We start from the raw sequence: 16,872 nt of genomic DNA on the forward strand, positions 1-16,872 counted from the left end.
ATCGCCCTTTTAGTGGAATTTAATAACTTTTTATAATAGCTAAATTTTGCTTAATTTCCTTTTTTGTTAAGCCAAATTTCATACAATTTCGCCTCTTTCATAAATGCGTAAAATGCGTTAATCATAGAGCCAATAAAACCACTTTTTCCATTTAAAAAATTTTTGCGAATGAAATAGGATTTTATGAAAATTGCTGGAAAAACAAAAATTAATTTTAAACATGAACTTTTTTTATTTTTTGCGATTTTTTCCTCAGCCCTTAGAGTAGAATATTTATTGATTTTATCGATATGTATTTGTAAATTTTGGGTTCCATAGTCCCTTATAATGCCATTTGCAACTACACTTTTTCCTGTAAATTTTATACTTTCGTGTATAAGTTTTTCTGGATAATGTCCGCATGACTTTCTAAAAAATCTAATCCTTTGGATATGTTTGCCAAATTTATGCGTCCATTTACCAAGATACAATGTCGAAATTTTGATTTCAAGCCCATCAATATCGTTGTTTTCAATCACCTTTGAAATTTCATCTTTTAATTCCACACTGATTTCTTCATCACCATCTAAATTTAGCACCCATTCATTTGAACACAAATTTTTAGCGAATTCCTTTTGTTCGGCGTAGTTTGTAAATTTTTTATGATAAATTTTAGCATTAAATTTTTGCGCAATTTCTAGCGTCTTATCGGTGCTACCGCTATCGACGATGATGATTTCAGCGAAATCCGCGACACTTTTTAGCATTCGTTCGATATGTTTTTCTTCGTTTTGCACGATTGCATAGACACTTGCATTTATCATAGTTTATTCCTTATGCGCGTAAATTTCAGCCAAAAATCAAAAAAACTCTCCGTCCCCAAAACGCCAATTCTCTTTATGGCGAATTTATCATCGCCCGCTTCGTAAAGTCCGCGCTTTACCACAACCGCGGCGCAGTATCCCACACTCCTAGTAAATGACAAAATTTCATCATTAAATTTGCCGTAAGGATAGGCAAAAACCCTGCACTCTCGCCCGGTGATTTTCTCTAACTCTTTTTTGGATTTTTCGATTTCATCTCGCGCTTTTTCGGGCTCGCTCGCCCACAAACGCTCTAAATTCGCGTGGCTTAGCGTGTGCGAGCCAAACTCGATTAAATTTGAGCGGTGCATTAAATTTATCTCATCGCTAGTTAAAATTTGGCTTAAATGCTCGGTATTTCCACGCTCCCAGTCGTTTTGCGTAGCAGTAGCCACCACAAAAATCGTGGCTTTGAAATTATATTTTTTCAAAATTTCAAAGGCGTTTGTGTAGTTATCCATAAATCCGTCATCGAAGGTAATACAGAGCGATTTTGGCGGGATTTGGGCTAAATTTGCTAACTCGCTAAGCGTGAAAGTAGTAAAGCCGTTTTTGGCTAGCCACGCGATTTGGGCCTCAAAATCGGCTGGGCGAACGCGCCATTTATCAAATTTATCGCCCTTATGCTCGCTTATGCTATGATACATCAGCACGCGCGCTTTATCCCAGCCCTGCGGGATCCGCCACCAGTTATACCTGCACGAAAAGGCTATAAACGCCACAGCTAAAATTGCGAAAAAATATATCAATATCTCTCTCCATTTTCATGTAAAATTTTGTAATATTTACTAATCACGGCATAAATTGTTACTGCAAATATCATAAAAAACGACCATCTAGAATTTGAAAGCGCAAATGTCGAGTGAAAAAACGAAAATGCGTAAAATACGCTAAATGCGCCAATAAACATAAAAACTCCGCGCTTAAAAACGCAAAAAAATACATAAGCAAATAGAGTAAGCATAAAACAAAGCCCCACTGCGCCCTGCTCGCTTAAAACATCTAGCCATGGACTATGTGCGTGATGAACAAATTTACCATTTTTAGGGTCGATTTCATAGCTTTGAAATTCTGGTTTGTAATACTCATACTCTCTATGACGAAAATTTTTAAAACCTACGCCCAAAATTGGATTATCTTTAATCATTTCAAAAGCGGTTTTATAAATCGCCACTCGGTAATGTTTTTGGTTTTCAAAAGGGTGAGCGAGAGTAGCAAATCTGCTTTGAAGCTTATCCGAACTTAACAAAATCGCCCCCACGCCGACACAAAAAAACACAAACGCACCCAGAGCATATTTTCTATGCGGACTAGAAAATACGATAAATGGCAAAAATAACACCAAAATCACTAGAGAGCCACGAATTCCGCTAAGAACAATACTGACAAATATCGAAATCAATGCCACAAGATAGAGCAAATAATGTGATTTTAGCCTATCTCGCAAAATCAGCATTACTCCAAACACACCCACATATAGCGGGACGATATATGGGAACTTGCGCGTAGTATTCGTAAGTAAATCTGTCGCTCTATCAGCGAGTATCGGAGTGCCAAAAAGATTTTTACCGAGGACAAATTGAAGCAGACAATTAAAGGCTATAAAAAGCACGATAAAGGCTTGAAGCTTGAAAAATCGCTCTAATTTTTCTTTTGAATTCAGTGTAGAAACCACCGCTAAATAGAGCAAACTCCACGCAAAAATTACTCCTGCGCCACTAGCAATACCACCTTTGTGACTCGCCCAAATGATAGTACTAAACATATACAACGACCAAATGCTAATAAAAATAAAAAATTTATCCCTAAAAATTGCAAAATTTCGTTCTTTTATAACCTTGACCAAAAACAAAACTATAATCAGTCCAGCCACGACATTGTATGCCTTACCGAAAAAAAACGAAACACTAAGCAGATAAATAAGCCACTCTAAAACTTTGTCAATGCTAAATTTAGCACTCTTTGCAAGCGTAATCAAGCTAGCTCCTTATAGTAATTTTCTAAATTTTGAATATACGAGAGAAACAGATACTCACCCTTTTTGTTTTGCTGAATTTGACAGATTTTGTAGAAAAATTTGTCGTAGTTAGAATAAATTTCGCCGATTTTATCGCTTAGTTTCGTATAGTCAAAGATAAAATCGCTGGGTAAAATTTCACTTGCAATCCCTACATTGCGCAAAATCATAATCATATAATAAAGTAATCCCTCGATTAGCACAAGCCCCAAGCCCTCACTTTTAGAAGATACGACCCGTAAGAATGAGTTGTTTAAAATTTCTGCTATCATGTTGCTAAAACCCAAAAATTCCACATAATTAGAATTCCCTAAATTTCGCGCTAATTTTTTTAGATTTTCTAATTCGTTTCCGCTACCTACGATTTGCAAGACATAATCAAATTCCAACCTCGCACGCGCCTTGATTAATTCATCAAATACCTTAATCCCATCTAGCATACCAATCACGCTTATGACAAAGGGGTTTATTTGAGGTAGGCTTTTTTGTAAGATTTGAGGTGTTATGCCAAAATGCAAAAACCTAGTGTGCGGAACGCTAGCGCAAATTTTGCGTGAATGCCCAATTACATTTTTAATATGCCTAAAAATCCCAGCCTTTCTATCATTATGCTTAGAGGCTATAAATTTTATAGGCAAAATTTTATTTATCAAAAATCCCATTTGAGTGGCTTTCATGCCGTGCGTATGAAAAATCTCAGCCTTAAATTTTTTCAAAATTTGCAAAATTTCAATATATAAAAGCGGATTGTAGCGTTTATCAAAATTTGTATATTCACAAACCTTAACATTTGGCAAAATTTTATCCCAAAATATAAAGCCCTTAGGCAATATCAAAAGCACATCGTGTCGCACACACAGCGCATTTAGGCTATCGCAGGCAATTTTTTCGACGCCACCATAAAATTTACTTGCAACGAGGTAAGCAATTCTCACAATTGCCCCCACTGCGTCAAAATAGCAAAATTTATAGCTATCACACCATCTCCTTATACACACTCATAGTTTTCTCCACCATTTGCGCTAAACTGAAATTCTTCGCTATGTAGCCGTATCCGTCAAATTTATAATCCTTCGCGCGCTCTACCGCCACGGCTAGCTCCCTCTCATCGCCCACGGCGAAAAACTCGCCATTTTCGCCAGATTTGATTATATCTAGCACGCCACCGTGATTGCTCGCCACCACAGGCGCATTTAGCGCGATTGCCTCAGCCACGCTTCGCCCGAAACTCTCAGGCTTTTTCGACGCACTCACGACGACATTGCTTAGCGCGTAAATCTCAGGGATTTTGCTTTGCGAACCCGTAAAAATCACGCTTTGCGCCAAATTTAACTCACGCGCTAAATTTTGTAGCCCCAAAAAATACTCTTTTTTATCCTCTCGCACACCGCCCACGATTAAAATTTTTAGCCCCTCACTAAGGCTTTGCTTTAAAATTTGCCCCGCTTTTATGAGCGTTTCATAGTCTTTGAGTTGCGTTATGCGGCCGACACTTGCGACGATGAAATCGCTATCTTTTAGCCCAAATTCGGCGCGAAATTTCGCCATAAATTCGGCGTCTAAATTACTAGGATTAAATTTTTCCAAATCAATTCCGCGCGGAATCACCCTGATTTTGCTGACATCTGCGCCGAAATTTCGCACTACATAATCCTTCGTAGCGTTGCTGACACAGATGATTTTATCGGCTTTTACCATGATTTTGCTGTAAAAATTCACAGAATTTAGCCCATGCACGGTGCTAACTAACCCAAAATTTAGCCCCCTTTTGGCGAATTTCACTAGCCATGCAGGCACGCGAGAGCGCACATGCACGATATCTGGGGCGATCTCGCGCAAAATTTCTTTTAGCGCACTAGCGCGGGAAAGCGCTGTGAATATATTTTTGGAGCAAACATCGAATTTTATGTGGCGCACGCCGTTTTTTTCTAGCTCGCTTACTAGCTTTCCGCTGTTACTAATCACCACGCTCTCCACGCCAAATTTAGCAAATTCGCGCGTGAGCTCGACCACACCGCGCTCGACGCCGCCCTCGTTAAGTTCTGGCAGTATTTGCACCACTCTCATAGGCTAATTCCTTGTAAAATTTGGCTTAAATTTATCTTTTTTGTCGGTTTTAACTCGCCGTTTTTAGCGTAAATTCGCAAACACTCATTTTGCGCTAAATTTGCGATAAAATCGTCAAATTTATTGTGCGAATTTTTGCGTGGAAGTGCCAAAACAGCGACATTTGCGCGACCATTGCACACAGCCTCGCTTATCATCGAAACAGAATCTTGCGTGATAAAAATCCACTCGCAACCCTCCAAAAAATCGCCGATTGGATTAATCTGATTTTTGCTATAAATCACGCTAAAATCGAAATTCGCGCGCTCAAACTGCACCTCGATATCGCGTGGTGTGCGTGGGCTAGTAGTCAGAGTGTATTCGTGGAGCGGAAATTTCGCCTTAATCTCTTCTATAATCTCGCAAATTTCGCTACTCATATCAAACGAAGCGTTTGGCCCACCGATGACAAATGCGATCGCGCTTTTTTTGGGAGCGTAGAAATTCGCTACTTTGCTAAGGTTTAAATTCGTCGGCAAAATCACCACATTTGGCGCAGTTTGCGTGGTATCGTGAGCGTTAGCGAAAATGAGCGAAAAGTCCTTTTTATAGCCTTTTGGATACATTAGCGCAACGCTTTTTTTGCCAAATTTCGCGGCACAGTATTTTAAGGGATAGTATGTCACAGACCCAGCTCCCACGAAAATGTCAAAATTCGCAAAATTTTTGTTTTCGCACTCGAAAATTTTAAATTTCAGCCCCAAAAAATCCAAAAAATATGAGAGAATTTTTAAAATTTTGTTTTTATAACTAACCTTGCAAAGCTCAAATTCCAAGCCTTTTAACTCGCAAAACGCCACGCTTTGGCTCTCATGCCCCTTGCGCCCGTCGGTAAAGATAAGCGCTCTCATTAGCCAACTTTCCAGCGATTATGCATCCAAAACCACTGCTCGGGCGCGCTTCGCACGACCTCTTCGAAGATATCGTTGCACTGCTGGGTTATAAACTGCTCAGCCTGTGATTTATCCAAATCCGCGCTTGGCGGGGTGAAATCTTTGATGACGATTTCGTAGCGACCATCACTCATGCGACGCGCAAAAATGGGGATTAGGACTGGGTTAAATTTCAAATACAGCGACGCAATCGTCTTTGTGGTGTAACACTTGCGCCCAAAAAATGTGGTTTTTAGGCTGTTTTTTCCGCCCGGCTTTTGATCTGGCAGGATTCCTACATTTTTGCCCGCCCTTAGACGCTCGACAAGCCCGCGCATGGCGTTATCTTTGTAGATTAGCTCGTTGCCGTATTTTTTGCGAAATGGCGTAACTAGGCGATCTTCGATGAGTTCGTTATTTCCCCTGCGTCCCACAACCGCCATAGGAAAGCCGTTTGCGCCGCAAAAATGGGCTAAAACTTCCCAGTTTCCAAAATGCGCTGTAAAAAACAAAATGCCGTTTTTGCTGTCGCCTTTTAGCGCTTTTACCTTTTCTAATGCCTCATCTTTGTTTGCAATAAGTGCGTTAAAATCGAGCCTTTCATGGTAGAAAAGCAGGGTTTGGGTCAGGGTTTTGGCCACAGAGCGGAAATTTTCGCGCGCTAGGGTTTTAATCTCGCCAGCTGATTTTTGTGGGTAGGCAAGGCTGAGGTTTTTTATAGCGATTTTTGCGCGTGATTTTAGCGCAAAAAAGGCGAATTTCGCCAAGAAATCAAAGAAAAAATATAAGAAATTTGTCGGTAGAATTTTGGCTAATTTTATTAAAATTACGGCTAGGAAATATTCAAATTTTTCTCTCATTTTCACCCTTATTAAAAGGGGTAATTATAGTAAATTTTGGCTAAATAAGATATAAAATCACTTTCCTAGGCAAAAATTCCCAAACATTTCATCTAAAATTTCGTCCCTCTCAAAGGGCCTAGAAATCGATGAAATCTGCTCTATGGCGCGATTCATTTCATAAGCAAAAATTTCAAGCTCGGCCTCGTTTAGCTTTTCGCGCGCGCTTTTTAGGGCGTTTAGCGCGTTTTGGCAAGCATTGATTTGGCGAGTATTACTTAGCATAAGTCCGTCGAAATTCTGCGAATTTAGATAAATTTCAAGCTCTTTTAAAATCTCATCGACGCCATTTTTGGCTGAAATTTTAAGCGGTTTTTGCGCAAAATTATATGCAAAATTTTGCGCTAAATCAGATTTATTTAGGATATAAAATATTTTTTTATTGCTTTTTTGCTCCAAAATTTGGACGATTTTTTCATCTTCGTTCTCAAATTTCGCAGAGCTATCAAACACAGCCAGGATAATATCAGCCTCATCAATCGCCTTGATTGAGTATGAAATGCCGATATTTTCGGTCTTGCTCTCGCCATGCCTAATGCCTGCTGTATCAATGATACGGATTAGGTGAGTGCCGATTTTAAGGCTCTCTTCGATTCTATCCCTAGTCGTGCCCGCCTCATCGCTGACGATTGCGCGCTCGTAGTTTAAAAGCGCGTTTAAAATACTGCTTTTGCCCACATTTGGTTTGCCTACGATTGCGACCTTAAAGCCCTCGATTAACCCTTTTCTGCTCTTGCTAATCTGGGTGATTTTTTCTAAATTTTCTATGTTTTCATTTAGCATTTTTAGCGAATTTTCAAGCACATCGCGTGGCAAATCCTCTTCGGCATAATCTATGCAAACCTCGGCAAATGCAAGAGTTTTGACAAGCTTAGCGCGCAGGTCATTTACAAAGCCTTCAAGCTCGCCGTGCAAGTTACGAGATAAAATCTTAGCCGCACTTTCTGAGCGAGAAAGTATCAAATCGCTAATCGCCTCAGCCTTGCTTAAATCCATTTTGCCATTTAAAAACGCCCTTTTGCTAAACTCCCCAGGCTCAGCGATACGCGCTCCTAGCGAAACCACGCTATCAAGCGCCATAGACGAGCTAATAAGTCCGCCGTGTGTTTGTATCTCCACGACATCTTCGCCAGTGAAGCTATGCGGGGCTTTGAAATATATAAAAATCGCCTCGCCAAATTTCACCCCGTCAGTGCCGTATAAATTCGCTAGTGTGGCGTGGCGCGGTGAGAAGTCATTTTTATGTGAAATTTCGCGCGCGATTTGCAGGGCGCCTGCCCCGCTTATACGCACGATTGATATTCCACCGACTCCATGAGCGGTGGCGATAGCAGCGATTGTTTGATTCATTAATTTTTTTCGTCGATTATGATGATTTTGCCGTTACGAGTGGATTTGATACCGATCGTGCGATCTGGGAAGCTTTCTTTAATCTTGTCGCTAGCGATTTTGACAAATGCCCCGTCAAATGGCTTGGTTACGATTTTTGAGCCGTTTGCGTTCGCCTTTAATGCGCCCACATACGAATCAATATGTTTGCTTTGGTTTTGCAAAAATTCAGCCACTTCAAAAACGACAGAGAGGTTGTATTTCATACTAATCCAGTTATAAATCATATACGAAAATGCCTTGTATCTGTGGCCTTCTTTGCCGATTAAAAGCGCGCTATCATCGCCGTCGATTTTGATATAGACGCTGTTTTCATCGTGAATTTTAACCTCGCAAACACTAAGATTAAATCCGCTTTGTGCGATTAAATTTGTGATTTTTTGCTCGATATCTTTGCAAATTTCATCATTTATGGTAGCTTTTGGCTTTTCTTTGCGGACTTTGTGCGAATTTGCGCTTCTAGTTTTTTGCGAATTTTGCGGTTTTTTCTCATCATTTGGTTTTTGGCTTAAATTTTCGCTTTGTGGAAATTTCTCGCCCTTTTTGACAACCTCGATAATGGCGTTTTTCTTAAAAAAGCCCAAAAATCCGCTACTTGGCTGTTGAATTACCCTGATATTTAGCTCGGTAATCGAACACCCAAACTCATCTGCTGCTTTTTGATAAGCTTGCGTTAAATTTATCGCTTCAATTTTCATGTTTTTTCTCCGAAATTTGGGCTTGCTTTTGGCGAGCAAAGATTTTGTTTATGACATATTGTTGCACTATCGAACACATATTATTCACCGTCCAATACAGCGTAAGACCTGCTGGGAACATTAGGAAAAACACACCAAACATTAGTGGCAAGAATTTCATTACCTTCTCTTGCATTGGGTCTGTAAATGAAGTAGGCGTGATTTTTTGCTGTAAAAACATAAGTGCTGTCATCAAAATCGGCAAGATATAATATGGATCTTTTAGCGATAGATCGTGTATCCACATAGCCCACTCAGCGCCTTTTAGCTCGATTGCATTTAAAAGCACGCGATAAATCGCGAAAAATACCGGAATTTGAAGTAGTATCGGCAAACATCCGCCCATTGGGTTCGCGCCGTTTTTGCGATATAGCTCCATCATGTGCATTTGCAATTTTTGCGGATCGCCTTTGTATTTTTCTTGCAACTCCTTCATTTTTGGGGCTAAATCTTTTAGTTTATTCATTGATAACATACCCTTGTAGCTAAGCGGAAAGAGTGCTGCGCGAATAATTAGCGTAAGTATCACAATCGCCCAGCCCCAGTTGCCTACATGGCTATAAATCCAGCGCAAAAATTTAAACATAGGCCTTGCGATGAAGGTGAACCAGCCATACTCGATGACATTAGTTAGCTTTGGATCTACCTCTTTTAGGGTTACATAATCCTTCGGTCCGATATAGCCAATGCTCTTAAAATCGCCGTTTGCTCTAATGAAGGCTTGCGAAATATCGTTTGCGCTAGTAATCGTGGTGTTTAAATTTTCGCCAAAAAATAGGCTTGTGTAGTATCTATCTGAGCTAGCCACAAACACGGCGTTTTCGACGCGTTCGTTTTCGCTCACATCGCCGTCTTCGAAAATCTCGACTGTATCGTCGCTTTTGCCCACTGTGATACCGTGGATTGTGTATCCATCTACCTCGACATCAGGGCGAGAGCCAGGTGTGATAAAATACGAAGTCGGGCGGTTAAATTTGATATCGATTTCGTAACTTCCATTTGGGTTAAATTTCAAATTTTTACTAACGACAAAATCGCCTAAATTTTGTGTCAAAACCACGCTAGCCGCGCCGTTTGTGATATCTAATCTATCAGCAGAGGCAGTGTATGGAGTAGAAAATGCTAGCTCGTTTAAATTAGCGTCTTCGAATCTGATTTCAAGCGGTTTTGAATCGCCATCTTTGCTGATTAAATTTATCGGTTCGCCCTCTTTTGTAAATTTTTTATCATTTAGTGTGTATGAACTAATGCGACCGAAATTATCAATCGTAAAATTCGCCTCTTTGCCGACGATTTTGACTAACTGATTTTGCGCGCTCGCACCCGCGCTTGCGCTTGGAGTTATGCTAGCACTTGCGCTAGTTGGGGCTTGTTTTGCCACGCTTTGCGCACTTTGCGCGGCAGTGGCTGTTTTGTTCGCCTCCATAGCGGCTCTGACTTTTGACATATAAAAATGGTCGTATGCCACAAAAAACAAAAAAGCTAGCAAAATAGCTAGTCCTAGGCGTTTTTGTTGGGATATTTGATCTAACACGATTATCTCCTAAATATTATATAATACTGATTTTTTGAATATGGTATAAACCAAATTTTTGGTTTTACGCCCAAAGCACTGTTTTTGCATGCCCAAAAAAAATTAAATTTAAAATTATGCTTGATGATAGGGTGATCTATACCGCCCTTGAAAAAAGGGTTGCACTTTAAAATTCTAATTAATGTAGCAAAAAATGCGTGTAAGGGGTGGTTAAATTTAAACTGATAGAGCGCGTAAGTAGAGCATGTGGGATAGTAGCGACAACTCGCAGGTAAAAGAGGTGAAATAAAGGCTCTGTAAAATTTAATCAAAAAAACACAAAAATTTCTCATTTTATCGAACCTATCTTTTTAAAAGCCCAACGCAAACTTCGCTCTATCTCTTTAAAACTCATGTTTTCAATCTGTTTTTTTGCGATAATGATAAAAGTGCCATCTTTTAATAAATTTTGCTGATTATAAAACGCCGCTCTTAGCAGGCGTTTGGTGCGATTTCGCTTAACCGCATTTCCAATCTTTTTACTAGCTATCGCACTAAACCTGCGCTCGCCGTCCATAAAATACACGACAGCGCAATCACAGTGCCATTTCGCAGCACTTTTATAAACTTCTGAAAAAACCTGATTTTCGCTTATCGGAGCGAAACTACCTACGCAGCCAATCTTGCTCTACCTTTGGCGCGTCTTGCGTTGATAACTTTGCGTCCATTTTTTGTTTTCATTCTTACACGAAAGCCGTGTGTGCGCTTTCTAGGGGTGTTGTGTGGTTGATATGTTCTTTTCATATTCTTCCTTTTTTAAAAAATTTAAGGTGTGGATTTTACAAAAATTTTACTTAAAAAGCATTGAAAAACTAAATTTTTCAATGCTAAACAAATTTTAAAATTTAAAATTTTTGGCGAAATTTACCAGCCATAGCGCGGTAAATCGAAATTTCATTTTGCATACTCGCATATCTTTGCGCAAGTAGATTTATTCGCGCCGAAATCGCACTCGATCTAGCCTCCAAAAAATCTTTTAGCTCGCTAGCACCTGCGTCGTATTTGACGCGGTAAATGCGCTCAATCTCGCTGGCTGTTTTGTAAGTATCGGCTAAATTTGCAAGCCTTGCGCGGTTGATTTCGTAAATTCTATACAAATTTAGCGTCTCATTTACTGCGTCGCTTAGGGTTTTTTCGTAAGAATTTCGGTAAGCGTAAAAATCCACCTCAGCTATCCTTAACTGCGATTTTAGCCGTCCATAGTCCAAAAACGGCAGGCTAATGCTGACATTTCCGCTCAAAAATTTCAAATCAAATCCATCGCTAAATTTATCTGTATTAGCTGAATTTAACCCTGCGCCCAAATTTACGCGCGGGAAGAAATTTAGCCTTGCGCGTCTGTGGTCATAAAACGCCGCATTTAGCCTAGAAATCGCAGCTCTAATGTCTGGGCGATTATGCAAAGCAGTGTAAGGCACGCTAAGGTCTGCGCCTAGAAATTTCACGCTCTCAATGCTTGGCAAATCTGTGCGAAACTCCAAATCAGGCGAGATTAAATCACGCATAAATTTGCGGTTATCCTCGATATTTTTCTCGATTTCCAAAACGCGGTTTTTTAGATTCAAAATGCTGTTTTGCACCTGCTTGTATTCGATGAGCTCGGATCTGCCATAATCGTATTTTGCCTTGACGATTTGCTCGATTTGCGCATAATCTTTTAAATTTTGCTTCGTCCATTTTAGCGCGTCGTTTAGATAAAGCATCTCAAAATACCCGCTCACGACCGAATTTATCAGCGTCAAACGAGCATTTTGCAAGTCAAACACACTCGCACTCGCGTCCCACTCGCTAGCATTTATGTTCGAGCGAATCCGCCCGAAAAGATCTAGCTCATAGCTGACATTAAAGCCAGAGCTATAAGTCTTGCTCCACTCATCACTTCTGCTGATATCGCGGTTTGCACTAGCACCCCACGAAGCCCCAAGCGTAGGGAATAAATCCTCTTTGCTAAGGCCTAAATTCGCATACGCGCGCTCTAAATTTAACGCCGCTGCGCGCAAATCGTGGTTTTTCGCCAAAGCCTCATCAACAAGGGCATTTAAATATGGCTGATTGTATCCCTTATACCAATCCTGCGCGATTTCATAGGTTTCGTTTTCGTCTATAAAGCTATCTTGCACTTCGTAATCAAGGTTGCTATTTATCGCGGCACACCCGCCAAAAAACGCCACAAAAACTGCGCTTACAAATATATTAAATTTCATCTCTACTCCTGTGCTAATGCGTCGATTGGGTTTAGTTTGCTTGCACTTCTTGCTGGCAAATACCCGAAAATTATCCCGATAGCAGATGAAGCCGCAAAGGATACGATTATCGGCGCAATGGTAAATTTCATCGAAAAATCAGGGCTTAGCGAGTTAAAACTAAATCCGATTAAAAGCGCAAACAAAATTCCCAAAATTCCGCCGAACCAGCATAGCAAAATCGCCTCGATTAGGAATTGTTGCAAGATATTGCCCTCTTTGGCGCCGATTGCCATGCGGATTCCGATCTCTCTGGTGCGCTCGGTAACTGAGACTAGCATGATATTCATTACGCCGATTCCGCCCACGATTAGCGAAATAAAGGCGATTGAGCCGATTAAAATTTTCATCGTGCCTGTCGTGCTCTCTATCGTTTGCTTAATCGTATCTGAATTTCGCGTGTGAAAATCCCTCGTGCCGTGGCGCTGGATTAGTAGCTGTGTGATACTCTCCTCAGCCATTGCGGTGCTGACATCATCTTTGATTTTAACCGTAATTGAGCTAATCTGCCTATCGCCTGAAATTTTATCAATCACGGTCGTATATGGCGCATACACGCGCAAACTCTCGCTACTGCCAAAGGCGTTTTTATCCTCGCCAGCTATGCCGATTATGCGCAAAGCTCTGCCGTTGAATAAAATCGTATTTCCAAGTGGTTCCACGCCTTTAAATAGCGTTTTTTTGGTGTTTTGATCGATGATGATGACAGAATTTGAGTATTTTATATCATCTTCGTTAAAATTTCGCCCCTCTACCACATCTATTCCGCTGACTGCGAGCGAATTTACATCACCGCCAAAAACCTGCCCCGTCGCACTCATACTAGCATAAGTTAGCGTTCCGCTCGTGCGTGAGTTTGGCGTAGAATAATCCACATAAGGCTGGTGCGCTAATGCTAGGGAATCGTTTTTGGTTAGAGTATTTATCCCGCCTGCTCTAATATCGCCGAAATTTCGCCCCGGATAGACGCTAATGGTATTCGTGCCAATCGAGCGGATATTTGATAAAATCCTCTCCTCCGAGCCGTTTCCTAGGGCAACGACGCAGATAACTGAGGCAATTCCGATTATAATTCCAAGCATTGTCAAAATCGAGCGCAACTTATGCGAAAATATCGCGCTAACTGACATTTTAAAGCTCTCTATAAACTGATCTTTGGCAGAGAAAAGCGAGTTTTCTTTTTCTAACTTTTCTTTATGCAAATCAAATGTGCGCTCAACTTTGACATTATCGCTTAAAATTTGCCCGTCTTTGATCTCGACAATCCTATCTGCGATTGAGGCGACATTGCTATCGTGGGTTACGACGATGATAGTATGGCCTTCCTCGTGAAGCTTTTTTAAAATTTCCATTACCATGACGCCAGATTTGCTATCAAGCGCGCCTGTTGGCTCGTCAGCTAGGATAATTTCGCCACCATTTATCAGAGCTCTTGCGATTGAGACGCGCTGCTGTTGTCCGCCTGAGAGTTTGTTTGGTAGATTTTTCGTGCGATCGCCTAGTTCTAAACCTTCTAAAAGCTCTATTGCGCGCTTAATCCTAGCATGAGATGGCACGCCTGCATACACGGCTGGTAGGGCGACATTTTCGGTAGCGTCGATTGAGGCGATGAGATTGTATTTTTGAAAAACAAAGCCAAATTTCTTGCTTCTAAGGCTTGCAAGCTCATCTGAACTAAGCTTAGCAACCTCTTTATCATCGATTTTATAGCTTCCACTAGTTGGGGTATCGATACAGCCGATGATATTCATCAGCGTGGATTTTCCGCTACCGCTTTGACCGATGATTGATACGAATTCGCCGGCTTTTATATGCAAATTTATATCTTTTAAGATATGAACCTCATCGTCGCCGAGTTTGAATTTTTTATTTATATTTTCTAACTTTATCATGGCTAAATTTTAAATTTTAAAATCTCATTCTAGGAGCGCGTCCGCCTCTGCCATCGCCGATTTGATTGGCGTTTGAACCATCTGCGATGATAATCTCATCATCATCGCTCAAACCACCCAAAATTTCGGTATTTAAATCATCGCTAATACCCTTTTTGATATAGGTTTTCTCTGAGCCAAAAGCCCTTTTTACCATGACATAATCGCCTTTTTCATCGCGTTTGATTACAGAAGTTGGCAGATAGTTTGTGTCTTCTGCGTGATTTACGATGATTTCACACTCTGTCGTCATGCCGATTTTTAGGTAATTATCTCTATTGTCGATTGAGGATTTGACATAAAAATAAACAGCGCTTTTTGATGAGCTCACACTCGTGCTAGCCTTATCATAGCTACCATCGCTTAGTGTGGTTAGACCCGGGTCTATGTGTGAGACATGGGCTTGGCGCACATCGTTTAAATTTGAAAGGATATAGTATTCTACCGGCGTGCCGACGCTGATTTTAGAAATATCGCCCTCGGCGACTTCCATTTTTATCTCCATTTTGCTTAAATCCGCGATTTTTGCGATAGTTGGCGTAGTTTGGTTGGCATTTACGGTTTTGCCCTCTTCAACCGGGACTGATACGATTGTCCCGCTAGTAGGGGCTGTGATTTTGGTGTAGCCTAAATTTGTCTCAGCCGTGCTTAAAGAGAGTTTGGTCTGCTCGATTTGCGCTTCGATCTGTTTTTTGGCTGCCTCTTTTGCAGCAAGATTGTTTTTGGCGTTTTCTAGGGCCTCTTTCGAAGTCGCGTTTGCTTTGTAGAGTTTAAGCTCGCGGTTGTATTGAATCTGGGCGTTATCGCTAGCGATTTTGGCTGAAACCAAATTTGCCTCATAGATATTTAACTGCGCCTTTTCCTTGGCGATATTGTTTTCTTGGGTAACTGAGTCGATTTGGGCTATCATATCGCCAGCCTTGACCACATCGCCGACTTTGACATAGAGCTTTTTAATCTGACCGCCTACTTGCGCACCCACATCGACTAACTCTTGCGCATAAACCTCGCCAGTGGCTGTCACGGTGCCACGGATATTGCCTTTTTGCATTTTTGTGGTTAGGATTTTTGGGGCTTCATCTTTTGCGCCAAATTTTTTATACGCGAAATATCCGCCCAAAATCAGGGCTAAAATAACTAAAATTTTAACTATTTTTTTCATCTTCTCCAACTTTTTTTTAAATTCAAATCCGCAATTTTAGCGAACAAATTTAAACCTAATTAAATTTTGCGAAATTTTAATTACAAATTCTATCTCTAAATTTTACAAAAGCTAATCAAAACTAACCAAATTTAGGCTTTTGCGTAAAATTTCATTATTTTTTTGTGCAGGATTAGTGAAGAAGCGATTATTACGCTACCGATTAGGAATTTGCCAAGCTCGGCGTCTTTATGCCAAAGGGCTAAATTTACGATAATTGCGGCTGGGATTAGAGCGTTATTCATAATCGCAAGCACGCCAGCATCGACTTCGCAAGCGCCTTTGTTCCACAAAAAATAGCAAAGCGCGGAACTTACCACGCCCATAAAAATTATGATTGCGACCTGCTCTGCGTTTGGATTAAATTTCGCCGCGTTTCCAAAAAGCGCCGCCACAAGCGCGCACGCAATCACCGCGCCTAGGAAAAAATAGCCAAAAAGCTCTTTTTGCTCGCCAAGCCCCTTGCTTTCGCACAGATATTTATACGCACTCTGACCTGCGCCAAAGCACAAATTCGCCCCTTGAATCAGCAAAAATCCGGTTAAAAACTCAGAGTTTATGCCATTAAATTTAATCACAAACGCCCCCAAAACCGCAAGCGAAACACTAAGCAGATAAAGCGAGCGAAAACGCCTAGCAAACGCATCATATATCAGCGTCACATAAAACGGCGTAAATATCGTAAAAAGCGCCACTTCATAGACTTTGAGATACGCAAAACTTTTATAATAAAAAATATACATTATGCCGATTTGCACTGCGCCAATCGCGCAAATTTGCCCTGCTAGGCGCAAATTTACACCTTTAAATTTCATAAACGGCACGAAGCATACAAACGCCAAAGCCACGCGCGAAAGCGCCAAATACGCACTATCAATCCCGCGCAAAAACTCGCCAATCAGCGAAAAGCTAAACGCCCAAATAAATGTAACGATGATAAGTTTTGTCAAAATTTGCCCCAAAATTTTAAAAATTCCAAGGATTTTATAAAATTTGAGTTTAAATTTAAATTACAATTTTTTTTAACGATAAATTTTAAAATTTCAGCCCGCAAAAGTAATC

The 16,872-nt window shown here is 40.7% G+C and carries 17 protein-coding genes; all 17 read right to left on the bottom strand.

Annotated elements, in window-relative coordinates; genetic code table 11:
* Positions 1–50 precede the first annotated feature (50 nt).
* On the bottom strand, positions 51–803 hold the full coding sequence (locus OFN73_RS01100) for a glycosyltransferase family 2 protein (protein WP_270861859.1): 753 nt from the start codon (positions 801–803) through the stop codon (positions 51–53).
* Entirely contained in the window at positions 800–1,591 is a 792-nt protein-coding gene (locus tag OFN73_RS01105; protein WP_270861860.1) for a polysaccharide deacetylase family protein, read from the bottom strand. Before OFN73_RS01105 ends, OFN73_RS01100 begins: the two co-directional genes overlap by 4 nt.
* Entirely contained in the window at positions 1,588–2,820 is a 1,233-nt protein-coding gene (locus OFN73_RS01110; RefSeq protein WP_270861861.1) for an O-antigen ligase family protein, read from the bottom strand. The genes OFN73_RS01105 and OFN73_RS01110 overlap by 4 nt, the downstream gene beginning before the upstream one ends.
* Positions 2,817–3,794, bottom strand: a complete 978-nt coding sequence (locus OFN73_RS01115) for a glycosyltransferase (protein WP_270861862.1) — start codon at positions 3,792–3,794, stop codon at positions 2,817–2,819. The genes OFN73_RS01110 and OFN73_RS01115 overlap by 4 nt, the downstream gene beginning before the upstream one ends.
* Before the next feature lie 40 nt (positions 3,795–3,834).
* Positions 3,835–4,926, bottom strand: a complete 1,092-nt coding sequence (locus OFN73_RS01120) for a glycosyltransferase family 4 protein (protein WP_270861863.1) — start codon at positions 4,924–4,926, stop codon at positions 3,835–3,837.
* Complete coding sequence (locus OFN73_RS01125) at positions 4,923–5,816, bottom strand: ELM1/GtrOC1 family putative glycosyltransferase (protein ID WP_270861864.1); 894 nt, start codon at positions 5,814–5,816, stop codon at positions 4,923–4,925. Before OFN73_RS01125 ends, OFN73_RS01120 begins: the two co-directional genes overlap by 4 nt.
* Positions 5,816–6,697: a lysophospholipid acyltransferase family protein gene (locus OFN73_RS01130; RefSeq protein WP_270861865.1), complete on the bottom strand. Its 882-nt coding sequence runs from the start codon at positions 6,695–6,697 to the stop codon at positions 5,816–5,818. The genes OFN73_RS01125 and OFN73_RS01130 overlap by 1 nt, the downstream gene beginning before the upstream one ends.
* Positions 6,698–6,754: 57 nt before the next feature.
* The gene (mnmE, locus tag OFN73_RS01135; RefSeq protein ID WP_270861866.1) at positions 6,755–8,086 is read right to left on the bottom strand and encodes a tRNA uridine-5-carboxymethylaminomethyl(34) synthesis GTPase MnmE; all 1,332 of its coding nucleotides are present in this window, start codon (positions 8,084–8,086) and stop codon (positions 6,755–6,757) included.
* Entirely contained in the window at positions 8,086–8,823 is a 738-nt protein-coding gene (locus OFN73_RS01140; protein ID WP_270861867.1) for a Jag N-terminal domain-containing protein, read from the bottom strand. Before OFN73_RS01140 ends, mnmE begins: the two co-directional genes overlap by 1 nt.
* Entirely contained in the window at positions 8,813–10,396 is a 1,584-nt protein-coding gene (yidC, locus tag OFN73_RS01145) for a membrane protein insertase YidC (RefSeq protein WP_442868094.1), read from the bottom strand. The genes OFN73_RS01140 and yidC overlap by 11 nt, the downstream gene beginning before the upstream one ends.
* A gap of 2 nt (positions 10,397–10,398) precedes the next feature.
* Positions 10,399–10,728, bottom strand: coding sequence for a membrane protein insertion efficiency factor YidD (gene yidD, locus OFN73_RS01150; RefSeq protein ID WP_270859068.1), 330 nt, complete (start codon positions 10,726–10,728; stop codon positions 10,399–10,401).
* Positions 10,725–11,057, bottom strand: a complete 333-nt coding sequence (rnpA, locus tag OFN73_RS01155; RefSeq protein WP_333720327.1) for a ribonuclease P protein component — start codon at positions 11,055–11,057, stop codon at positions 10,725–10,727. The genes yidD and rnpA overlap by 4 nt, the downstream gene beginning before the upstream one ends.
* A complete protein-coding gene (gene rpmH, locus OFN73_RS01160) occupies positions 11,045–11,179 on the bottom strand; it encodes a 50S ribosomal protein L34 (protein ID WP_270859069.1) in 135 nt (44 codons plus the stop codon). Before rpmH ends, rnpA begins: the two co-directional genes overlap by 13 nt.
* A gap of 101 nt (positions 11,180–11,280) precedes the next feature.
* Positions 11,281–12,639 (bottom strand): TolC family protein, encoded by a 1,359-nt coding sequence (locus tag OFN73_RS01165; protein WP_270861868.1) that lies wholly within the window; start codon positions 12,637–12,639, stop codon positions 11,281–11,283.
* Between the two features lie 2 nt (positions 12,640–12,641).
* The gene (locus OFN73_RS01170; protein ID WP_270861869.1) at positions 12,642–14,570 is read right to left on the bottom strand and encodes a MacB family efflux pump subunit; all 1,929 of its coding nucleotides are present in this window, start codon (positions 14,568–14,570) and stop codon (positions 12,642–12,644) included.
* A 16-nt stretch (positions 14,571–14,586) separates the two neighbouring features.
* On the bottom strand, positions 14,587–15,771 hold the full coding sequence (locus tag OFN73_RS01175; protein WP_270861870.1) for an efflux RND transporter periplasmic adaptor subunit: 1,185 nt from the start codon (positions 15,769–15,771) through the stop codon (positions 14,587–14,589).
* Between the two features lie 131 nt (positions 15,772–15,902).
* Entirely contained in the window at positions 15,903–16,760 is an 858-nt protein-coding gene (locus OFN73_RS01180; protein ID WP_270861871.1) for an EamA family transporter, read from the bottom strand.
* Positions 16,761–16,872 lie beyond the last annotated feature (112 nt).

The sequence above is a fragment of the Campylobacter sp. JMF_14 EL1 genome (genome assembly GCF_027737585.1).
Classification (GTDB): Bacteria; Campylobacterota; Campylobacteria; order Campylobacterales; family Campylobacteraceae; genus Campylobacter_B.

Coding starts and splice junctions, on each gene's coding strand:
- OFN73_RS01165 (WP_270861868.1), bottom strand. CDS start 12,639: ATGAAATTTAATATATTTGTAAGCGCAGTTTTTGTGGCGTTTTTTGGC.
- OFN73_RS01175 (WP_270861870.1), bottom strand. CDS start 15,771: ATGAAAAAAATAGTTAAAATTTTAGTTATTTTAGCCCTGATTTTGGGC.
- OFN73_RS01130 (WP_270861865.1), bottom strand. CDS start 6,697: ATGAGAGAAAAATTTGAATATTTCCTAGCCGTAATTTTAATAAAATTA.
- rpmH (WP_270859069.1), bottom strand. CDS start 11,179: ATGAAAAGAACATATCAACCACACAACACCCCTAGAAAGCGCACACAC.
- mnmE (WP_270861866.1), bottom strand. CDS start 8,086: ATGAATCAAACAATCGCTGCTATCGCCACCGCTCATGGAGTCGGTGGA.
- yidD (WP_270859068.1), bottom strand. CDS start 10,728: ATGAGAAATTTTTGTGTTTTTTTGATTAAATTTTACAGAGCCTTTATT.
- OFN73_RS01140 (WP_270861867.1), bottom strand. CDS start 8,823: ATGAAAATTGAAGCGATAAATTTAACGCAAGCTTATCAAAAAGCAGCA.
- OFN73_RS01170 (WP_270861869.1), bottom strand. CDS start 14,570: ATGATAAAGTTAGAAAATATAAATAAAAAATTCAAACTCGGCGACGAT.
- OFN73_RS01120 (WP_270861863.1), bottom strand. CDS start 4,926: ATGAGAGTGGTGCAAATACTGCCAGAACTTAACGAGGGCGGCGTCGAG.
- OFN73_RS01100 (WP_270861859.1), bottom strand. CDS start 803: ATGATAAATGCAAGTGTCTATGCAATCGTGCAAAACGAAGAAAAACAT.
- OFN73_RS01125 (WP_270861864.1), bottom strand. CDS start 5,816: ATGAGAGCGCTTATCTTTACCGACGGGCGCAAGGGGCATGAGAGCCAA.